The 21,205-nt window shown below is 44.4% G+C and carries 16 protein-coding genes; 13 read left to right on the forward strand and 3 right to left on the reverse strand.

All coding sequences use genetic code 11. The features are described from left to right. The first annotated feature begins 14 nt into the window (after nt 1-14). The gene (gene glnE, locus L1070_RS05730; protein ID WP_237124810.1) at nt 15-2,828 is read left to right on the forward strand and encodes a bifunctional [glutamate--ammonia ligase]-adenylyl-L-tyrosine phosphorylase/[glutamate--ammonia-ligase] adenylyltransferase; all 2,814 of its coding nucleotides are present in this window, start codon (nt 15-17) and stop codon (nt 2,826-2,828) included. Nucleotides 2,829-2,871: 43 nt separating this feature from the next. Here the strand turns inward: glnE and L1070_RS05735 are convergent, their stop codons facing one another. From L1070_RS05735 to tolC, 3 genes are all read right to left on the reverse strand, one after another. Beyond that, entirely contained in the window at nt 2,872-3,363 is a 492-nt protein-coding gene (locus tag L1070_RS05735) for a TcpQ domain-containing protein (RefSeq protein WP_237124811.1), read from the reverse strand. Nucleotides 3,364-3,560: 197 nt separating this feature from the next. Further along, nucleotides 3,561-4,487 carry an LpxL/LpxP family Kdo(2)-lipid IV(A) lauroyl/palmitoleoyl acyltransferase gene (lpxL, locus tag L1070_RS05740; protein ID WP_237124812.1) on the reverse strand — a complete coding sequence of 309 codons (927 nt, stop codon included), beginning with the start codon at nt 4,485-4,487 and terminating at the stop codon, nt 3,561-3,563. 108 nt (nt 4,488-4,595) lie between these two features. Beyond that, the gene (gene tolC, locus L1070_RS05745; RefSeq protein WP_237124813.1) at nt 4,596-5,942 is read right to left on the reverse strand and encodes an outer membrane channel protein TolC; all 1,347 of its coding nucleotides are present in this window, start codon (nt 5,940-5,942) and stop codon (nt 4,596-4,598) included. Between the two features lie 220 nt (nt 5,943-6,162). Here tolC and L1070_RS05750 point away from each other — a divergent pair, with 220 nt between their 5' ends. The 12 genes from L1070_RS05750 to L1070_RS05805 all read left to right on the forward strand — a co-directional run bounded on the left by L1070_RS05750 (nt 6,163) and on the right by L1070_RS05805 (nt 21,204). Continuing rightward, the gene (locus L1070_RS05750) at nt 6,163-6,780 is read left to right on the forward strand and encodes an NUDIX domain-containing protein (protein ID WP_237124814.1); all 618 of its coding nucleotides are present in this window, start codon (nt 6,163-6,165) and stop codon (nt 6,778-6,780) included. Between the two features lie 19 nt (nt 6,781-6,799). Next, a complete protein-coding gene (locus tag L1070_RS05755; protein WP_070983309.1) occupies nt 6,800-7,255 on the forward strand; it encodes a DUF1249 domain-containing protein in 456 nt (151 codons plus the stop codon). Beyond that, the gene (locus tag L1070_RS05760) at nt 7,242-8,015 is read left to right on the forward strand and encodes a metallophosphoesterase (protein WP_237124815.1); all 774 of its coding nucleotides are present in this window, start codon (nt 7,242-7,244) and stop codon (nt 8,013-8,015) included. The genes L1070_RS05755 and L1070_RS05760 overlap by 14 nt, the downstream gene beginning before the upstream one ends. Beyond that, entirely contained in the window at nt 8,000-8,566 is a 567-nt protein-coding gene (locus L1070_RS05765; RefSeq protein ID WP_237124816.1) for a YqiA/YcfP family alpha/beta fold hydrolase, read from the forward strand. The genes L1070_RS05760 and L1070_RS05765 overlap by 16 nt, the downstream gene beginning before the upstream one ends. A 32-nt stretch (nt 8,567-8,598) precedes the next feature. After that, nucleotides 8,599-10,494, forward strand: coding sequence for a DNA topoisomerase IV subunit B (parE, locus tag L1070_RS05770; protein ID WP_070983311.1), 1,896 nt, complete (start codon nt 8,599-8,601; stop codon nt 10,492-10,494). Nucleotides 10,495-10,521: 27 nt separating this feature from the next. Continuing rightward, nucleotides 10,522-11,616, forward strand: coding sequence for a PQQ-dependent sugar dehydrogenase (locus L1070_RS05775; protein WP_237124836.1), 1,095 nt, complete (start codon nt 10,522-10,524; stop codon nt 11,614-11,616). Between the two features lie 8 nt (nt 11,617-11,624). Continuing rightward, a complete protein-coding gene (parC, locus tag L1070_RS05780; RefSeq protein ID WP_237124817.1) occupies nt 11,625-13,928 on the forward strand; it encodes a DNA topoisomerase IV subunit A in 2,304 nt (767 codons plus the stop codon). A gap of 229 nt (nt 13,929-14,157) precedes the next feature. Further along, nucleotides 14,158-15,330, forward strand: coding sequence for a hypothetical protein (locus L1070_RS05785; RefSeq protein ID WP_237124818.1), 1,173 nt, complete (start codon nt 14,158-14,160; stop codon nt 15,328-15,330). A gap of 707 nt (nt 15,331-16,037) precedes the next feature. Beyond that, nucleotides 16,038-17,627 (forward strand): aminotransferase class I/II-fold pyridoxal phosphate-dependent enzyme, encoded by a 1,590-nt coding sequence (locus L1070_RS05790; protein WP_237124819.1) that lies wholly within the window; start codon nt 16,038-16,040, stop codon nt 17,625-17,627. Between the two features lie 22 nt (nt 17,628-17,649). Continuing rightward, a complete protein-coding gene (locus L1070_RS05795) occupies nt 17,650-18,747 on the forward strand; it encodes a hypothetical protein (protein WP_237124820.1) in 1,098 nt (365 codons plus the stop codon). A 10-nt stretch (nt 18,748-18,757) separates the two neighbouring features. Next, on the forward strand, nt 18,758-20,143 hold the full coding sequence (locus L1070_RS05800; protein WP_237124821.1) for an NAD(P)/FAD-dependent oxidoreductase: 1,386 nt from the start codon (nt 18,758-18,760) through the stop codon (nt 20,141-20,143). Between the two features lie 122 nt (nt 20,144-20,265). Then, nucleotides 20,266-21,204, forward strand: coding sequence for a fatty acid desaturase (locus tag L1070_RS05805; protein ID WP_070983318.1), 939 nt, complete (start codon nt 20,266-20,268; stop codon nt 21,202-21,204). The last annotated feature ends 1 nt before the right edge of the window (nt 21,205 follow it).

Below are 21,205 nucleotides of genomic sequence, written 5' to 3' on the forward strand. Positions count from 1 at the left end.
CTATGGAGATTTTTATGCATGATGTCACCTTACCCCCTACGTTGGCTCAATTAGCACAACAGCGCTGGCAACAGTTATACGATACCAATCCTATTGAAACCGACTTAGCGCGTTTACTCGCAATGAGTGATTTTGCTTTTAAAGTGTTACAACAAGACCCAACGCTTGGTGATTGGTTACTTGATGAGCTGCAAATGCAATCACGTGATGTGCCAAATCCATTACCTGAAGATTTATCATCCCTCGATGAACAAAGTTGTTTTCGGTTATTGAGAAAGTATCGTCAACGATACTGGTTAAAGGTTATGTGGCTGGATTTAGTCAAAGGCAATGATATCGCTGACAGCATTCACTATGTGTCCCAGTTATCAGAGGGGCTGATTGATGCGGCAAACCAATGGGCATTTGCACAGACAGTCAAGCAATGTGGTACACCGCTAGACTCCAAAGGCAACGCGTTGCCTATGTTGGTGTTAGGAATGGGGAAGCTTGGTGGGGGCGAGTTAAACTTTTCATCGGATATAGATCTTATTTTTTGCTATCCCCACAATGTTAACACCCAAGGTGGCCGTAAAAGCATTGAAGCGCAGGTTTTTTACACGAAGGTGGCACAAAAGCTCATTGCGGCTTTAAATCAAGTGACGGTGGACGGCCAGGTGTTCAGAGTCGATATGCGCTTAAGGCCTTTTGGTGATAGTGGCCCTTTGGTGATGAGTTTGTCGGCAATGGAAGATTATTATCAGGATCAGGGGCGTGAATGGGAGCGTTATGCCATGCTCAAAGCGCGTTTGTTGGGCAAAGCAAACGCGTACTGGCCGGTGTTTTACCAAATGATGCGCCCCTTTGTGTATCGTCGCTATATAGATTTTTCGGTTATCGAGTCGCTTAGAAAGATGAAGCACATGATAGCGCAAGAAGTTCGCCGCAAAGGACTGATAAACAATATTAAGCTTGGTGCAGGCGGGATCCGTGAGGTTGAATTTATCGTGCAAGCCCTACAGATGATCCGTGGTGGCCGTGATACCAGTTTACAAACCTCTTCACTGTTAGCGGCGCTTAGTCAGCTGGATGCGCTTGAAGTGATCCCCCATGAAGCGGTGTGCTCGCTAAGAGAGAGCTATTTATACTTACGCAAAATAGAGCAATATTTACAGGCCTTTGATGATCAACAAACCCAGACTTTACCTGAAAACGAAGTATGCCAGACACGGCTACAGGTGTTGATGCAGAAACCGGATTATCAGCGGTGTCTTGAGTGCATTCAAAGCACCATGACTAAGATCCGTGATGAATTTGCTCAGGTGATTGGTGATGAGCCTTTTGAGCAAACAGCGTTTGATGAAGCCTTTACTTATGTTTGGTTAGAAGGGGATACGCAGCAGTTAGCTGGCAAACTCAATACAGCGCAAATTGAGCCTTGGCACAACGCGTTACAAAGTTTCAAAGAAGCATTGACCAAGCGACAAATGGGTGCTCGAGGTGCTGATATTCTCGATAAATTGATCCCCTGTCTATTGTACCAAGCGGCTGAGCAAGAACTGGTAGCCGAAGAACTAACAAGTGTGCTCAATATCATAGCCATGATTGCCTCGCGAACAGCCTATTTGGAGCTGCTATATGAGAATCAGGGGGCACTGAAGCAACTGGTATATTTGTGTTCCCATAGCTTATGGATAGCTGAGCACATTGCCAAATATCCGATCTTACTGGATGAACTACTTGACCCTGCTGCACTTTACAAACCACTGCCTTTGAATGCCTACAAGCTTGAAATTCGACAATACTTTTTACGCATCGAGCAGCACGATCTTGAGCAACAAATGGAAGCTTTACGACAGTTCAAACAGGCCCATCAGTTACGTATCGCCGCAGCTGATGCCACAGATGTGCTCAGTATTATGAAAGTGAGTGACCATTTAACAGCTTTGGCTGAGGCTATCATTGAGCAAGCGGTTAATCTTGCCTGGCAACAAATGATTGCGCGTTATGGACAGCCTGAGGGGTGTGATGAGCAAACTAAAGGGTTCGCTGTCATTGCGTATGGAAAGGCAGGAGGCTGGGAGTTGGGATACGACTCTGACTTGGACTTAGTATTTGTACATAACAGCGATGGAGACAGCTATACACAGGGAGAAAAGTGTATTCCAGCAAGGCAGTTTTATTTGAAGCTGGCACAACGACTCATGCATTTATTTAATACCAGAACGGCATCGGGGATTTTGTATGAACTAGATACCAGATTACGCCCTGAGGGGAACTCAGGGTTATTGGCGATTAATCTTGAAAGCTTCTATCAGTACCAGCTTCAGCAAGCTTGGACATGGGAGCATCAGGCTTTGGTGCGTGCTCGTATGGTGCTGGGAGAGCAGAGCATGTATGAACGTTTTGGACAGATCCGCACAGCCATTTTAAGACAATCTCGAGATTGCAAAGAGTTGGCTGAGAATGTTGTGTCAATGCGAGAGAAAATGCGCACCCACTTGTCCAAAGACAGTAACGATGCGTTTGATCTTAAACAAGGACTTGGAGGGATGACCGATATCGAGTTTCTGGCACAATTTTTAGTACTGAACTTTGCCGAAAATAACGCGCTTTTGACCGAACATACCGATAATGTTCGCATTTTGGCTAACGCAAAAGAGCTGGCGATATTGGATGAAGAAGAGCAGCGTGTGCTGACGCAGGCGTATTGTTTCTTTAGGGAGCAATATCATAAGCAAAGCTTAAACCGCCAAGGTAAATGCGTGAGCTGGGACATACAGCTCACACAATTATCAGCACAGGTAGCGGCGATTTTTAAACGCCATTTGGGTGACTTAGTCAAATAACCGCTAAGTTATTGTAGCGGACCGTTAATAGCTGCGGTCTGCTTTAGTTTGCGATTTTTCGGCAATTGTCTCTTACAAAGCGAGTTGGCTTTTCAGTGATCACTGCGGCACGCTGTCTGTAACAGTAAAAGGTATAAATCTCATACTCAAAGTCATCATTGATGGCTCTACCGACTTGGTATAAGGCGGACAGAAAGTCACTGTCTACGCGAAAGTTTTGCTTTACTACGTAGTCCTTATCCAAGTACCAAAATAGCTCTATATCTTCTTTACGAGCGTAATCAGATAGCACCCCACGTAAGGTATCGCCTGATTCAAATCGTCTGGGTTCATACTCACCAGTCCAGCGTTGACTCGAAGGCCTGACAACGCGCTCTCGGTCTTTGAGTGCTTCGTCCAGTCTAAAGCTGGGTGATCCTAGCTCAATGACAAATTTGGCTCGCTCGGTATCGCGACTAGATGTTCGGTTACGAAAGCTTTCATAAAATTGCGAAAAGCCTCGTGCTGCGACGTTGGAGCTAGTACCAACGCTCATTTTCGGCAATGCTCCGAACAAAAAGTAATAGGCCGCAAAAACCAAAATAAAAGCAAGTGATAAGTGCTTTACCCAAAACCATGCTGCAGCGACAGGTTTGCCCTTTCTCTTTCTTCTCGCTTGCGGCTGAGGCTGTCCCTTAGGTTTTGGGGCTGGTCTTTGTATTTTTTTATTTTTTCTTATAACCATAAATAAAGTTAACCATAATAAGATGGTGCGTTTTCATCGGGTCTGGTTTTGAAGCGACGATGTAACCACATATATTGTTCTGGGGCCAACATGATCGCTTCCTCCATCCGCTGATTGACTCTGGTCACGTCTTGTTTGGCATCGTCACTTGGAAAATTTGCCAATGCAGGATAAATTTTTAGGTGATACTTACCTCTAGCATCTCTTGTGCCACTTAAGCTCAGTGTTTCACAATTTTTGCTTGATGAAAATATCAAAGTGCCAGTTGTTGTGGCAGCATCAGGGACTGCAAAAAATGGAGTAAACTCGCACCGATTTCGGCCATAATCTTGATCGGGTAAGTAGTAACACATCTTTTTATCTTTCAACGCTTGTAGTAGCCCTTTTACATCTCGCTTGGTAATGAGGCTTTCATTAGAACGTAACCGTCCTTTGGTCATAAAATATTCCATGAGTGGATTATTATGTGGCCGATAGAAGCCGATGCCCTGCTGTGCAGTGCCCAGTATACGACCCAGCATTTCTAAGTGTAGCATATGCGGCACTAGCAATAAGACGCCTTTCCCTTGTTTTTGTATATGCTCCACATGCTCAATGCCATCAATGGAGCCTATTACTCGGTTAATACGCCATTGAGGCCACCACCATGCCATGCCAGTTTCTAGCGTTGCAATTCCCGTGTTTTCCATGTTTTTTAACACCATTTCACGCTGTTGTTGCTCATTGAGCTTTGGAAAGCACAATCTGACATTGACCTGGGCAATTTTGCGGCGCTTTTTCACAAAGCGGTGTACAAGGCGACCCAGAAATTTACCTAACGAAAACTGAGCACGTTGCGGCAGCCAAGATATCAGGTACATGAACAATACGCCAAGCCAAGTTAGCCAGTAACGAGGTGCAAGGAACGACCATTTGAAAGTAGGGGTTGTGACCACAAAAATTATCTCTTACTACACTAATGGCGATAGTTTATCGACAAGTGCTAAAAAATACAAAAGCCGACATATGTCGGCTTTTGTGCTCAAAGGTGATTAACGTTAGGCTTAGCCTTGTATTAAACCTTTGTTGATAGCTTCTAAATCGCTGCGCGAAAGAGTACCAGCGGCTTGTTTTAAGCGCAGTGAAGACAGTACATATTGATAACGCAGGTTAGCTAGGTTCTTTTTCGCATTATATAAACTTTGCGTACTGACTAACACGTCAACAATGGTACGAGTACCCACTTCAAAACCAGCTTCGGTCGCTTGTAATGCACTTTGCGCTGAGACCACTGACTGTTCTAATGCGCGATATGTTGCAACATTAGAAACCACTTGATTATACGATGTAATAACTGAGCGGGTGACTTCCCTCATGCTTGCTTCTAAGTCTTGACTTGCACCTACATAGAGTGCACGAGCTTGCTCGGTTGCGGCAAGTGTAGTGCCACCAGAGTAAATAGGCACATTGAAGGTCACGCCAACCGTTGTTTGATCTTCCCTTGGCTGGTGGACCATGCCATTTGAGTCGGTTAGCGTATCACCATAGCTTGCGTTTAAGTTCAACGTTGGGTAGTGGCCTGCTTTGGCAAGCTCAATTTGATCCCCAGCAATATCTAAACTGGCTTTAGCGATAGCCAGCGATAAGTTTTTATCTTTAGCCACGCTGATGAAGTCGTTCACTTCTTTGCTCGGCGATACCGTTGAGAAGGTCTGGGTGTTAAGCGGGTCAAGCTGACTATGGTATTTACCTGTGATTGTACGTAGTGCTTCACGAGCGGTTTCCACATCATTCTCAGCGCCGATTTCATTGGCTACTGCGCGGTCATACTGAGCTTGTGCTTCGTGAACGTCTGTGATTGCAGTTAAACCAACTTCATAACGTTGTTTGGTTTGCTCAAGCTGACGTTCAATCGCGCGTTTCTCTGCTTGCACAAATTCTAGGCTATCTAATGAGCTAAGAACATCAAAGTAGCCTTGTGCTATACGTACAACGAGCTCCTGTTGTGCTTGCTCGTATAAGGTTGTAGCTTGTAATGCTTGCTTTTCTGCGATGCCTAGGTTTTTCCACGATGACATATTAAAAATGGTTTGGCGCAATGATAATGTACGGCTAAATGTATCGCGAAAACCACTACCTATGCTGTAGCCTGTAACATCGTTTTGCGTGCCAGGAAATGCATCTGCGTCTATTTGACTGTAGCCTGCTTCAAAGCCAAGTTGAGGTAGCAGTACACCTAATGCTTGGTCTTGAGCGAATTTTTGTGCATCAGCTTGTGCTTTTGCTTTTAACACTGTTGGATCGTTTGCAGTTGCTATGTCGTATACTTGCAGTAAATCTTCGGCTTGCGATAGATTAGAAGTTAGCGCACAGGATAAGCCAACTAAAAGAGATATAATGCTTTTTTTCATCGTTCGTTCAGTCCTTAGACAACTTTTTGTATTGAATGCATGTTACCTTGTTTTTCTTTAGAACGAAAAAGTTAAAACGTAAAACAGCATCAACAAATGTAACAGAATATAATACGTGCCTTTTTAGATAGTAAAAGACGCCTACAGGGTAATAAAGGTACATCATGGGGCTAGTTGTATTGAATTTAAACCCCTACTGTAAAAAATTAGGATCTAACTTATGCCAACAATTTCGTGTTTTGATAGCAAAGATGTATTACTAGAAGATGTACAAACGGTATTTAACGGTTTTTTTAAGATCCAAACCTATCATTTTCGCCACGCGTTATTCGCTGGGGGAATGTCTCAGACGATTACCAGAGAAATATTGGAACGTGGACATGCGGTGGCGGTGTTACCTTACGACCCCAGTATAGATTCAGTATTATTAATTGAACAAATTAGAATTGGCGCAATAGCGAGCAAGGAGTCGCCATGGTTATTAGAATGCATCGCTGGTATGGCAGAAGGAAGTAAGGATTTTGAGCAGGTAGCACGTAAAGAAGCGTTTGAAGAAGCTGGGCTGGAGCTTAATGATTTGCATTTTATGACGTCGTACCTCTCAAGCCCAGGCGGCACGACCGAGCGTTTATATTTGTATCTCGCTAAAACTGACCTATCCAATGCGGGTGGAGTTTTTGGTCTTGATAGTGAAGGTGAAGACATCAAGAGTCATGTGCTACCATACAGTGATGCTATTGCGCGATTAAACAGTGGCGAGATTGACAATGCCGCTACCGTGATTAGTTTGCAATGGTTAGCATTACATAAAGAGCAGATTCTGGCCCAGTGGGCGTAATTAGCAGTGGGGTATCTCGTTGAGTGATATAGTTGTAGAACGCGCCTATGTGCAGTCTTTACCAAAATACATTACATTATGCGAACGTAACTATTTACGAGCGCTAAAGGTGTTACCTCACGAAGAGCATGGGGCACAAAGAGCAATAGAGCTTGCCAATGTACATTATGTGATTGAGGTACAAGGGTGTGCCAGATATACCACTGATATCACCATCAAGCAAACGTCTGCCAGTAATGTATTTTTCCCAAGTTTACATTTGTCTGTGCGTCTTTATCACGATGCCAAAGTGGCGGAAGTGATCCATCAAGATTATCACCAGCGGATCAAACCTTCGTATCGTTATCCGAATCCAAATATGCACCAAAAAGATGAAAAGTATCAAATAAATGCCTTTTTGGCTGACTGGTTAATGGCGTGCTTAGAAAGTGGTAAGACGCCATTGAATTGGGATGTAAATAATGGCTTGGTTTGATGACACTCACCATTTTAAAAAGAGCCGAATAAAGCTTGCCCACATTACTGACAGCCACCTTTTTGCCGACCCCCAAGGTCAGTATTTTGACATCAATACCGCAGAGTACTTAAAGCAGGTATTACAGCAGTTGACTCAGTATGAGATTGATGGAGTGATATTTGGTGGGGATCTAACACAAGATCACAGTGTTGCCTCATATGAGTTATTCAGTCTGCTGGTCAAACGCTCTGGTTTGTCTTGCCCAGTATTTTGGGTGCCAGGTAATCATGATGAAATACAAATGCTTGAGCAAATGAGTCGAGGCCAGATAAGTGCAGCAAAACGTTTGTGTACCAACAACCTCGATATTCTACTGTTAGATACCAAAGGGGAAACCCCTGCGGGTTGGTGTGAAGCGCAGCACCTCAAAGATATTGAAGCAGTAATCAAAAGCTCAGAGCACAAAACCATTGCTTTTTGTCATCATCACTCCATTCCAATCAATGGCTACTTGGACAAACACATACTTGAAAATGGCCCTCAGTTACTCAACACATTGGTAAATACAGGTGACGTATTGGCAGTTTTTCATGGCCATGTACACAACGAATATCACAGCCAATATAGAGGGCTTGATGTGTATGCAACACCTGCTACATCGGTGCAGTTTACCAAACATGTTAGTGACTGGCAGCAGCAAGACTTGGGGCCCGCATGGCGGCTGGTATGCATTGACGGGCAAAACTATTATACCGAGGTTGTATGGTTAAACGAGTGATTTACATTCATGGTTTTAACAGTTCAGAGCTATCAGCCAAGGCCCAGCAGTTCGGTGTGTGGTTAAAAGAGCAGGCATTGCAAAGCCACTATATTACTCCACGCCTGCACTATGATCCCCGTGTTGCGATCACCCAGCTAGAATCTTTACTTGATAGTAATACGGTATTGTTGGGTAGCTCCCTTGGCGGGTTTTACGCCACGTATCTTTCACAACAGTACAATATTCCAGCGGTTGTGATTAATCCTGCGGTTAGGCCTTTTGAATTATTGGCGGATTATTTGGGCCCACAGTATAATCCCTATCAACAGATACATTATCAACTGGGTCAAGAACATGTGTATGCTCTGCGGCAATTGTATCTACAGCGACTCACAGCCCCATCATTGTTGATGCTTTTGCAGCAAATGGGCGATGAAGTTCTGCCGTACCAACATGCATTGCAATACTACAAATCATGCCCGCAAAGAATAGAGTTTGCTGGTGATCATAGTTTTATGGGCTTTCAACGTTACTTTGACACTGTTGTCAATTTTCTTAAAATCACGTAAAACAGAACGAATTAAATAAAAAGAATTTACCTATGAGCGAGCAAAATTATAACGCCGAAGCGATTGAGGTTTTAAATGGTCTGGAACCGGTAAAACGTCGTCCAGGCATGTATACGGATACCACGCGCCCTAACCACCTTGGACAAGAGGTGATTGATAACAGTGTGGATGAAGCGCTCGCGGGGCACGCTACCAAAATAGATGTTATTTTACATGAAGATAACTCACTAGAAGTTATTGATGATGGCCGTGGCATGCCGGTGGACATTCACCCTGAAGAAGGTTTGCCAGGTGTTGAGCTCATCCTCACCAAGCTTCACGCCGGTGGTAAGTTCTCCAATAAAAATTATCAGTTTTCAGGTGGTTTGCACGGGGTAGGGATCTCGGTTGTGAATGCCTTATCAAGCCGTGTTGAGATAACCGTTAAGCGTGATGCGCAAGTGTATGAAATGGCGTTTGAGCATGGTGATAAAGTACAAGACCTAACGGTGACAGGCACTGTGGGTAAGCGGAACACAGGTACATCGGTTCATTTTTGGCCCGATGCCAGTTACTTTGATTCAGCGAACTTTTCTTTAGCTAAGCTCAATCATGTACTTAAAGCCAAGGCGGTACTTTGTCCCGGTCTGAGAATTCGCTTTATCAATAAGCAAACCAAAGAAACGCAGGAATGGCACTATGAAGCGGGTCTTGAAGATTATCTAAAAGACAGCTCGCAAGGTTATGAAGTGCTTCCAAAAAGCCCTTTCACCGGTAGTTTCAGTGGTTCTACTGAGGGCGTAGATTGGGCGTTACATTGGTTGCCTGAAGGGGGGGAGTCGATCACCGAAAGTTATGTGAACCTCATACCAACCGCGCAAGGTGGAACCCACGTGAATGGCTTAAGACAGGGGCTACTGGAAGCGATGCGAGAATTTTGTGAGTTTCGTAACCTGTTACCACGCGGCGTAAAACTCACACCTGACGATATTTGGGATAAATGTAGCTATGTATTGTCAGTTAAAATGCAAGACCCGCAGTTTGCGGGCCAAACCAAAGAAAAGCTTTCTTCTCGTTCATGTGCCACGTTTGTGTCGGGTATTGTTAAAGATGCCTTTAGCTTATGGTTGAACGAGCACACCGATACGGCTGAACTACTCGCAGAGCTGTGTATCAGCAATGCTCAAAAGCGGATGCGAGCGGCGAAAAAGGTGGTCCGTAAAAAGGTTACTTCAGGGCCTGCATTACCGGGTAAATTGACGGATTGTTCGGGCAGCGAAACTGAGCGTTCGGAGCTGTTCCTCGTGGAAGGGGACTCAGCTGGTGGCTCGGCAAAACAAGCTCGAGATCGTGAATTTCAGGCAATCATGCCGCTCAGAGGTAAGATTTTAAATACTTGGGAAGTTGAGTCGGGTCAGATCCTCGCGTCACAAGAGGTCCATGATATCTCTGTTGCCTTGGGTATAGACCCAGATTCGGAAGACTTGTCTGGCTTGCGCTATGGAAAAATCTGTATTCTCGCGGATGCAGACTCCGATGGGTTGCACATCGCCACCCTGTTATGTGCGCTGTTTGTGCGCCACTTCCCTGCCTTGGTTAAACAAGGGCATGTGTATGTGGCTATGCCTCCGCTATTTCGTATCGATGTGGGCAAAGAGGTGTACTATGCGTTGGATGAAGATGAAAAAAAGGGCGTGCTAGATCGCATTGAAGCTGAGAAAAAACGTGGCAAGGTAAATGTGCAGCGTTTTAAAGGTCTAGGTGAGATGAACCCCTTACAACTTCGTGAAACCACGATGGATCCAAATACACGCCGCTTGGTGCAATTAACGCTTGAAGAGCAGGAGCAAACCATGGAAATGATGGACATGCTGCTGGCTAAAAAGCGTTCAGGCGATAGAAAAGAATGGCTTGAAAACCACGGTGACAAAGCGCAAGTAGAGGTGTAAATGATGATACGGTTCACCCTAGTAGCAATGAGTGCACTCATAAGTTTGCTGATGTGGACTAAATCCGCGGCTGCAAATGATGAGTTGTTGGAGCGACTAACTCTGCCCAAAGGTTATGAGATCAGTTATTTTGCGAAAAATGTTGAAAATGCTAGGCAGTTGGCCATTTCTTCATCGGGGGTGGTGTATGCAGGTTCACGCAAAGCTGGCAAAGTCTACGCCCTGATTGACCATAATCAAGATGGTGTCGCGGATCGCCAGATTGTGTTGGCAAAAAACCTTAATATGCCGTCAGGACTGGCGCTTTACCAAGGCGATTTATATGTCGCCGAGGTCCATCGCATCATACGTTTCAAAAGTATTGACAAGCAGCTTAGCAAGCCAAGCTTTGAGGTGGTGTTTGATAACTTACCAACGGATCGCCACCATGGCTGGAAGTTTATTCGTTTTACCGAAAATGGTGAGCTATTGGTCCCCGTGGGCGTGCCTTGTAATGTGTGCGCAGAAGATGAAAAGTATGGGCGTATTTTTTCGCTGAACTTACAGAGCAAAAAACTCACGACAGTGGCGCAAGGCGTGCGCAATTCAGTCGGGTTTGATATCAATCCGCAAAGTGGGGCGCTTTGGTTTTCTGACAACGGTCGCGACATGATGGGAGACGATATTCCACCCGATGAAATAAACCGCGTCAGTTTTGATGGCGAACACTTTGGTTTTCCATATGTACACGGTGGTAGCGTGCTGGACCCTGAGTTTGCCAAAGGCAAAACGCTTGCTGATATGCAAAAGTACACGATGCCAAAGCTCGCATTGCAGGCTCATGTCGCGCCATTGGGTATTCATTTTTATCGTGGTAAACAGTTTGCTAAAGCGCTACATAATAGATTGTTTGTCGCCGAGCATGGCTCTTGGAATCGTAGTAAGAAAGTGGGTTATCGCGTGATGATGGCAACCATCAAAGAAGGCGAAGTAGCCGCTTATGAGCCCTTTATTAGCGGCTTTTTAGATAAAGAACAAACCTTGGGTCGTCCGGTTGCATTTGCTGAACTTGTTGATGGCAGCCTGTTGGTGTCGGACGATTATGCCAATGCGATATATCGCGTTCGCTATAACAATAAATAGGGTGTTACATGACTGATCCTCAAACCTTGTCTTTACAGGGGATTGAACAACAAACGATGGGGCGCTTTACCGAAGACGCCTATTTAAACTACTCCATGTATGTGATCATGGACCGAGCTTTACCGCATATTGGTGATGGTTTAAAGCCGGTACAGCGTCGTATCGTGTATGCCATGAGCGAGCTAGGGTTATCAGCCGCTGCTAAGTACAAAAAGTCAGCCCGTACAGTGGGTGACGTGTTAGGTAAATACCATCCACACGGTGATAGCGCCTGTTATGAAGCCATGGTTTTAATGGCACAGCCTTTTTCATACCGTTACCCACTGGTAGATGGACAAGGTAACTGGGGTGCCGCTGATGATCCTAAGTCATTTGCGGCTATGCGTTACACAGAGGCGCGTTTGTCTAAGTTCTCAGAAGTATTACTTAAAGAACTTGGTCAAGGCACTGTCGATTGGACTCCAAACTTTGATGGCACAATGGATGAGCCAAAGGTGCTGCCGTCTCGGTTACCACATATTTTACTTAATGGCATAACCGGTATTGCGGTGGGAATGGCAACCGATATTCCGCCACACAATGTAAAAGAGTTAGCGAGCGCATGTTGCATGTTGCTTGACCAGCCAAAAACCACTTTGGAAGAATTATTAGAAATTGTGCAAGCACCGGATTATCCTACAGATGCAGAAATCATCACTGCTAAATCGGATATTCGAAAGATCTACACAACCGGGCGTGGCTCTATCAAAATGCGTGCGGTTTATACCGAAGAGCAGGGGGATATTGTCATTACTGCCTTGCCGCATCAGTGTTCAGGCGCCAAAGTGTTAGAGCAAATTGCGGCCCAAATGACAGCGAAAAAGCTGCCCATGGTAGCTGATTTACGCGATGAGTCGGATCACGAAAATCCAACTCGTATTGTGATTGTACCGCGCTCAAACCGTGTCAAACTCGAACCTTTGATGGCGCATTTATTCGCTACCACTGATTTAGAAAAAAGCTATCGTGTAAACCTCAACATGATTGGCCTTGATGGTCGCCCACAGGTCAAAGATTTACAGCAGATCTTATCTGAATGGCTGGTGTTCCGCCGCGAAACTGTGCGCCGTCGTTTGCAGTACCGTTTAGATAAAGTATTGGCCCGTTTGCATATTTTAGAAGGTTTAATGATTGCCTTTTTAAATATCGATGAAGTGATAGAAATTATCCGTAATGAAGACAAGCCAAAAGAAGAGCTTATGGCGCGTTTTAACTTATCGGATAAACAAGCGGAAGCGATTCTTGATTTGAAACTACGCCATTTAGCGAAGTTAGAAGAAGAGAAAATCCGTGGTGAGCAGGATGAGTTAAGCAGTGAACGTGATAAGTTACAGCTCACTTTAGGCTCAGAGCGTCGTATGTCGACATTGATGAAAAAAGAAATTCAAGAAGCCGCTGAGTTGTATGGTGACGAGCGTCGCTCGCCAGTAATTGAACGCTCAGAAGCCAAAGCTCTGAGCGAAAAAGATCTGATCCCATCTGAGTCGGTCACAGTTGTGCTTTCTGACAAAGGCTGGGCGCGTGTCGCTAAGGGTCATGATATTGATGCCGAGGGATTAAGCTACCGCTCGGGTGATAGCTATAAAGCCTCGGCGAAAGGACGCAGTAATCAGCCGGCAGTATTTTTAGATACCTCGGGACGTGCATTTGCCACTGAAGCGCACAGCTTGCCGTCAGCTCGTAGCCAAGGCGAGCCCATGACTGGGCGCTTTAATCTTGCACCTGGGTGTAACTTTGAGCACGTGGTAATGGGAGATGAGAAGACTCTATACCTCATGGCAACCGATGGTGGCTATGGGTTTATCACTGAATTTAACGACCTTGTCAGTAAGAACAAAAACGGTAAGGCACTGGTGAGTGTGCCAAAAGGAGCACAATTGATGGCGCCAATCACGGTGAATGATGTTGCCACCGATATGTGTATGGCGATTTCTAATGAAGGCCGAATGTTGCTGTTCCCACTACGCGATTTGCCAAAGTTAGGTAAAGGTAAGGGTAATAAGATTATTTCCATCCCCAGTGCCAAAGTTCAAGCGCGAGAAGAGTTTGTAAAGGTCCTAGCGTGCGTGCCAGAGGGCTGCTCGGTGACACTTCACGCAGGTAAACGAAAACTAACGCTTAAGCCAAGTGATTTAGAACACTATCATGGTGAACGCGGCCGTCGTGGTAACAAGTTACCGCGAGGTCTGCAGCGTGTGGATGAGTATGAGATAGAAACTAAGTCATCCAATGCAGATATCGAGGATGTGTCGCAGGAGCAAAACGAAGAATAGGCTTAGCTGTCACTTAACTATTGAAAACGGCGCTCAACAGCGCCGTTTTTATTTTCTCACACTAAGGTGCTACCAATACCATAGTATTATCATTTCCCATTTAAAAACATATTGATAACTTTTTTCTTACATGCAACCATAGCCCTCTTCAAGGAAGTAAGAACCAGTTGTTGCTGTATGCCAATTAGAAATATTTACGCATCAACATGAAAACCCTCAAGGAGCCAGTATGCGTTTAAAGTGTATCAAGTGGGTAATCCCTTTCGCTGCACAGTTTGTTTGCAAAACTGCGTTAGGTGTTGAGTTCAGTGGTGAAAGTTCTCTCCAACAACGCTATTACGATAGTCACGCTGATACAGCCACAGAAAATGCAAATAAGCACTGGCATACGTCATTTTCAGTTGAGCCTCAGCTACATTGGTTGGGTGAAAACAGCACGCTTTCATTTGTTCCGTACCTACGCATTGATAATGTTGATAGTGAGCGAAACCTTCTGGATATCAGGGAGTTTATGTATGTACATTACGTCGATGATATCGAGTTTAAAGTAGGGATTGGTAAAGAGTTTTGGGGAGTAACCGAGTCACTACATCTAGTTGATGTGATTAACCAAACTGACTTTGCAGATGCCATCGATCAGGAGAGTAAGCTGGGTCAACCTATGCTTAATGTCGCCACTCATCAGGCATATGGTAGTTTTAGCATTTGGCTATTACCCTACTTTAGAGAGCGGACCTTTGCTGGTGTAGATGGCCGGCTTGGCTTTGATTTAGCGATTTCAGATGACCCACTATATGAGTCGAGCAATAAGCAAAAACATATCGATTTTGCAGCGAGATATAGTCACTTTATCGATGAGTGGGAAGTGGGCGTTAGCTTTTTCAAAGGGACTAACCGCGAACCTTATTTTATCGATCATCAATCAGAATTAACGCCTTATTACGCGCAAATGACACAAACCAGCCTAGATTTACAGGCGATATTTGACGAATTATTGATAAAGCTAGAAATGCGATATCGAGACAGCCTAACACATCATTTTGCCTACATTGGTGGCGTTGAATGGACTCAAACTGGAGTTGCTAATACGCAATGGAACTTAGGCTGGATAGCAGAGTACTCATACGATGATACTGCGTTGGCTTTATATCAAAATGATTTATTTCTAGGGTGGCGTTTGGCGCTGAACGACTTCAATGGCACCGAAATGCTATTCGGCATTAGTCAAGATTTGGACAATCGTGACGAGCATGCCATCAAACTTGAGACATCAAGTCGTATCGATGAGCATTGGAAGTGGCAAGTTGAAGCTTGGCTGTTTGATACAGATAAGCCGGATAGTCCACTTTCTAGCCTCAAAAATGATGACTTTATCGAAATCAATATCTTCTATCACTTCTAAAGGTCAAAAAGTGCGTCTTCAACAATTATATTGTTGCTTATTTATAAATTATTCGTGAGCTAATTTTGATAGGTTCTTCTTTTGTTTTGCTGTGTGTTGAATATTTTATTTTACTGATATACATGAAAAATAATGGTATCTGTGATTATAAAACTTAATCCTTTTTTATTATAAATAGAGCGGCTTTATAATATTTATTATTTTCAAACAATTGTTTTTAAAGGGGTAATTGTTTTATCTCTGTTTCTCCTTTGTGCATGATAACAAATTTTTAATATCAACGCTTAAAATTGATAAGCATTATCATTCCTGTTTTTAATATTGGTAAATGAGAGTTAGTGTATTAATTTTGAATTATTTTTGTAATTAAAAATAAGTTAATTAGGTTAATGATATAAATAATATATTGATCTTTTATACAAGTGTGTTACAAATGAGGCTGTTTTTTGAGCGGTGTTGGTTTTGGCGGTACGCTCTTAACTGGTTGTGATGATTATCGGCATAACTCAGTGTGGAAAACTGAATGCGGTATATGTTGCTGGTTAAGGTACGGAAATCATGTCTGGTGTAGTGGCTTTGGTCACTTGGCAATTCTCTAACCCTTTTTGGTTGTCACAAAATATAAATCACGGACTTTATAGTGTAAATCTAATAATAAAGTATTTAAAAGCCTGGTCGTGCTAGCAGGCTAATTTAGAGGGAACGTCATGAAAGAAGAATACTTATCAGAAGAAGTGGTAGACTTAGAGAGAGTTGTTGGGCTTGACCTTAACGGTTCTACAAAAGCCAAGTCAAACACCATTGAAGGTGAGCAACTACTTGAATCTTATGTTGGTTTTTGCAATAAATACAAGAAGAAGCGTATTCCGCAAAACCTACATCTAGACTTACAGCTCAGTGGTGACCTAGCGCTAGATTCAATTGACCAAGTAGAGTTTTTACTACATGTAGAAAAGACTTTCGGATTATCTATCGATCCAGATAAATCTACCAATGTTAGATCATTTAGAGATTTATTAGAGCTTGTGAATGAAACTCAAGATACGGACGCTAAAGGCGGTGTGCCAGGCGTAGGTATCACGGATCTACAACGTCATTTGATAGAAGAAGTGCCTCAGTTTTACAACGAGGTAGACGAACAGCATGGAAGAACACTAAAAATCAAAGGCAAGGAGGTGTATGACTTTGCCTCTGCTAACTATTTAGGTCTGGACTTGGATGAAAGGATTTTTGCCAAGATTGAAAAAGACCTGCGCAAATGGGGCACACACCCAAGTTGGTCAAGAGCCATTGCCTCTCCTGAGTTGTATACCAAGCTAGAAAATACATTAAGTGAGGTCGTTGGTGCGCCACGCGTGTTGGTATATCCGACCGTCACTCTTATCCACATGGGTATTTTACCGCTAGTGGCAACGCCCGATACCTTGTTCTTAATGGACGAGCGAGCGCATAAATCTATCCAAGAAGGTGTTGACCTTGCGTATGCTAAAGGTGCTTTGAAGAAGTTTTTCAAACATAACGATTTGGAAGACTTACAAAGAGAATTAGAAAATGCTCGAGATTTGGATGCTGTTTATATCTGTATTGATGGTGTTTACTCCATGACAGGTGTGGATGCAAAACTGCCTGAAATGGTGGAGATGATCAGAGACTATCCAAATGCCACAATTTATGTTGATGATGCGCATGGGTTTGGTTTATGGGGCAGTAATCCAAGTGAAGAAAACCCATACGGCACAGGCGGTGGCGGCTTATTACGCAAGTACAACATTGATGTAAATAGAGACAAAGTAATCTATGTTGCAGGGCTATCAAAAGCGTTTTCATCTTTGGGAGCATTTGTGACGTGTCGCAACGACGCTGAGCTTGAGATGTTTGCCACTGCAGCAACCTTTATCAATTCAGGTCCGTGTCCTACAGCGAGTTTGTCGAGTGCACAAACAGGGCTGGAAATCTCTCAAAGTAGTGAAGGTGATGAGCTTAGAAAACATATTTTTGAACTCACAAAGCGCTTTGTAACCGGTGTGCGAGAAGTCGGTTTGGTTGCGGAAAGCTCTGATTTCTATCCACTGGTAAGCGTTGAAATCGGCACTATTGCCGCGGTGACTGAGGCTGCGAAAATCCTATGGGAAAAGGGGATCCTCATCACGCCAGCGGTTTATCCAAATGCGCCAATCAAACGTTCAATGTTGAGATTTACCATTACGGCCGCCAACACAGTAGAAGAAATTGATAATGCAATCAATGCATTGGAAATTGTTAGGGATTTAGTTCCATCGGCACCTTACTACTACTAAGCAAAACTACAAGGAAAGTTTTATGACTATTCATACGAGTGAGCAAAATAATATAGGTACTTTTACCGAATGGGACCCATTGGAAGAAGTATTACTTGGCGATCCGCTTGGGGCGATGAAGCCCGGTGAAATGGCGGTCTTTGATGCTGTGGTGCCGCCTGAATATGAGCATGTGCTAGACAACATTTTTCCCAGTGGTAGCCGATGCTACCCAAGCGATCTTATCGATGCGGCAAGAAAAGAAGTAACGGAGCTGCGGGCAATCTTAGAAGGTGAGGGGGTGAAGGTTCATGTGGCGCAGCCAATTGATTTTACTCAACCCCTAAAGACGCCCGATTGGCAAGTGCCAAATCAGTTTTGTTCTTCAAACCCTCGAGATAGCCTATTGCTAATTGGTGATCTCATTGTTGAGTCGCCAATGGCAGATAGAAGTCGCTACTTCGAGACATTTGCTTACAGAGATGTTCTCAAAGAGTTGAACGAGCGAGGTGCGCGTTGGATTTCTGCACCAAAACCCAGATTGTCAGATAAGTCTTTTGTCAGCGATTTAAAACGTGATGCAGATGGGCGTCCAACTCAGTGGCTCACCACCGAGGAGGAAATCTTGTTCGACGCAGCTGACTTCATGAAGTTTGGTAAAGATATTTTAGTTTCTCGCAGTCACACAACCAATGAAGCAGGGATCAAATGGGTAAGGCAAATACTAGGTTCTGACTTTACTGTACACGAAGTGGAAACCAAAAATGCATTCGCCATGCATATTGATGACACCATCATGCCATTAGATGAGGGGCGTTTGGTATACAGTCCTGATTATTTTGACCCAGCGGCATTGCCTGACATCTTTAAAACATGGGAAATGTTTGAAGCACCAGAGGTGATCTACAGTGCTAAAAACCGTTTGGGGCGTCTATCAGGTTGGTTGAATATCAATATGCTGAGCTTGGACGAGAAACGCATAATTGTTGAAAGCAATCAAGAGCACACAATTAAGTTTCTGAAAAAGCTGGGTATGCAGCCAATTCTTTGTGAGTTCGAAAATTACTTCCCGTTTGTCGGCTCATTTCACTGTGCATCACTCGATATCAAGCGCCGTGGGCAGCTAAGAAACTGCTTCTGAGGGTATCAACATGAGTGATATAGCACGCACAGCGGATGTTTGTGTGGTGGGAGCCGGTGTTTCCGGCTTATTCGCCGCAGATCATCTGAGAAAATCAGGCTTAACGGTTGATGTATTTGAGGCACAGAGCCACGTTGGCGGACGCGTTAAAGACACCACCTGTCAGGACAACGTGACGGTAGAGCTTGGCGCAAACTGGTTCTCTGAACAACAACCCTTAATTAAATCGCAAATTGAACGTTTTGGTATTGAAACCAAGCAAACGCATAACGATGGCGAACATTTAATTTGGTGGAATGACCAACGTAGTGCTTTTAAGGGAATACTTCCCTCGCTAGGGCCGATTGTCAATTCAGACATCATTCAAGGCATGGCGCGCTTTGAGCGCATTATGGGCAAACTGCAAAACCAAGAGCCTTGGGATGAGTTGTTTGTGGAGTATGACCATATGTCATTTGGCCAATGGATTGATAAGACATTGTTTACCACCAGTGGTAAACAATTCTTCAGAATGGTCAGTGAAATGGTGTTTGGGGTTGAGTCACATATGGTGTCGTTCTTGTATGTACTCTACTACTCCAACCGCTCAGTGAGTCTAAGCAGCTTGATTAGCGTTGATAAAGGCCATCAAGCGCTCAGGTTCACCCATGGCCCTAGGCAGCTGTGTGATCACCTAGCTACAAGTGTTGGGCTGGAAAACATCCTGCTCAATACGCCAGTTCGAGCCATCAAAGTTGCCGATGATATGGTCACTGTGGATGCGGGGCACGTGTCTGGGCGCTATCGTTCTATCTTGTGTGCCATGCCACCACCGGCGGTCAAGCAGGTTATCTTTTCACCACCGAGAGACACTGCCAGAGAGCGCTTATTACAAGCGCTCCCCATGGGGCGGGTTATCAAAGTTCAAGCCATATACGACAAGCCATATTGGCTGGAGTTGGGCTTATCAGGTCAGGTGATGAGCAATCACTTTCCACTTAGTTACACCATAGACAACTCTCCTTCGGACTTGCAAAGCGGAGTGCTTGCCGCCTTTGTTGGGACCAGCCATGCCAAAGCCTTTATGGCCGATGGCGTAGACAGAGAGCGGTTAGTAGCTGATGCGATTGGTAACATGTTTGGCAACCAATTTCCAAAACCACAGCAGGTGTTAATCGAAGATTGGGCTCAAAACGAGTGGATTGGTGGCAGTTATGGCGCTTATTTTCCACCCGGTGTGATGAGCAGGATGGGGCATGTATTACGCGAGCAGGAGCCACCCGTTTATTGGTGTGGTGCGGAATACGCACAAACGCATCCATGTCAGATTGAAGGGGCGCTGGAGTCGGGGTTGCGTGCAGCAAAGCAGATCACCGAGGCGTTGTTAGCCTGGGATCGCAACGTTGCACAGCTGTGATTACTAGCAATAAAAGTGATTGAAGTGGCCGACAGACGTGAGTGAGCGCATTAATCCTAGTAACAAAAAAGGAAGCTCGATGTCAGTTTCGACCACTTTAGAGAAATATTTGAGTGTATCTTATGGACAATAACACGAAAGTAGACTCTGTCTTAAGCGAAGAAAAGAGTCCCATGATGTTCGATGAACGCATGGCAAAAACACAGATGTGGCATTTCTTGATATTAACTTGCTTGCCAATACCACTTACTGTGGCTGCGTTTGTTTGGTTTCCACCTACCTTAACAAACATCTTAGAATTTTTAGTGATGTGGTTTTTAACCCTAGTGGGTGTGATCTGTGGTAGTCACCGCTATTTATCTCACCGTTCTTTTGAACCGGTTAAAAGTTTAAAGCAATCTTTGGTCGCACTGGCATGTATGGGCGGGCAGGGGCCGCCTGTTGTCTGGGCTGCTTTTCACCGCCGCCATCATCAGTTTACTGATAAAGATGGCGACCCACATACACCGAATCAACATAACTCGAAGTATAACGGTGTATTTCATGCTGCCTTTGGCTGGATGAAGCGCCATGAATACCCAAACCCCATGGTGTATGTGCCTGATTTACTTCGTGACGAAGAGATTGGCGCGGTGAATAAGCATTATTACAAATGGATAGCTTTAGCAATGATACTGCCTGCACTGGTGGAGTTTGCCGTAACGCAAAAACCCATAGGTTTACTAACCGGCTTTTTGTGGGGCTGGGGAGTTCGTTCATTCGTACTGAGCAGCACCATAGGTTATATCAATAGTCTTAACCACCTGATAGGTACTAAAACCTTTCAGACCAGAGACAACAGCCGTAACCACTGGTGGATGACCATTATTACCTTAGGTGAATCATTCCATAACAATCACCATGCCTTTCCGCGCTCTGCACATGTGGGACTATATGCGAGAAATTTAGACATCGGCTATGGGTTGATTAAGTTGTGGCAGTGGATGGGTCTTGCCAGCAATGTGCAAGTACCAACACCACAGCGTGTTGAATCACGGAAGATCTCAAAGGAGGAAAGTTAAC

This window comes from Pseudoalteromonas sp. MMG022 (assembly GCF_021654245.1).
GTDB lineage: Bacteria > Pseudomonadota > Gammaproteobacteria > Enterobacterales > Alteromonadaceae > Pseudoalteromonas > Pseudoalteromonas amylolytica.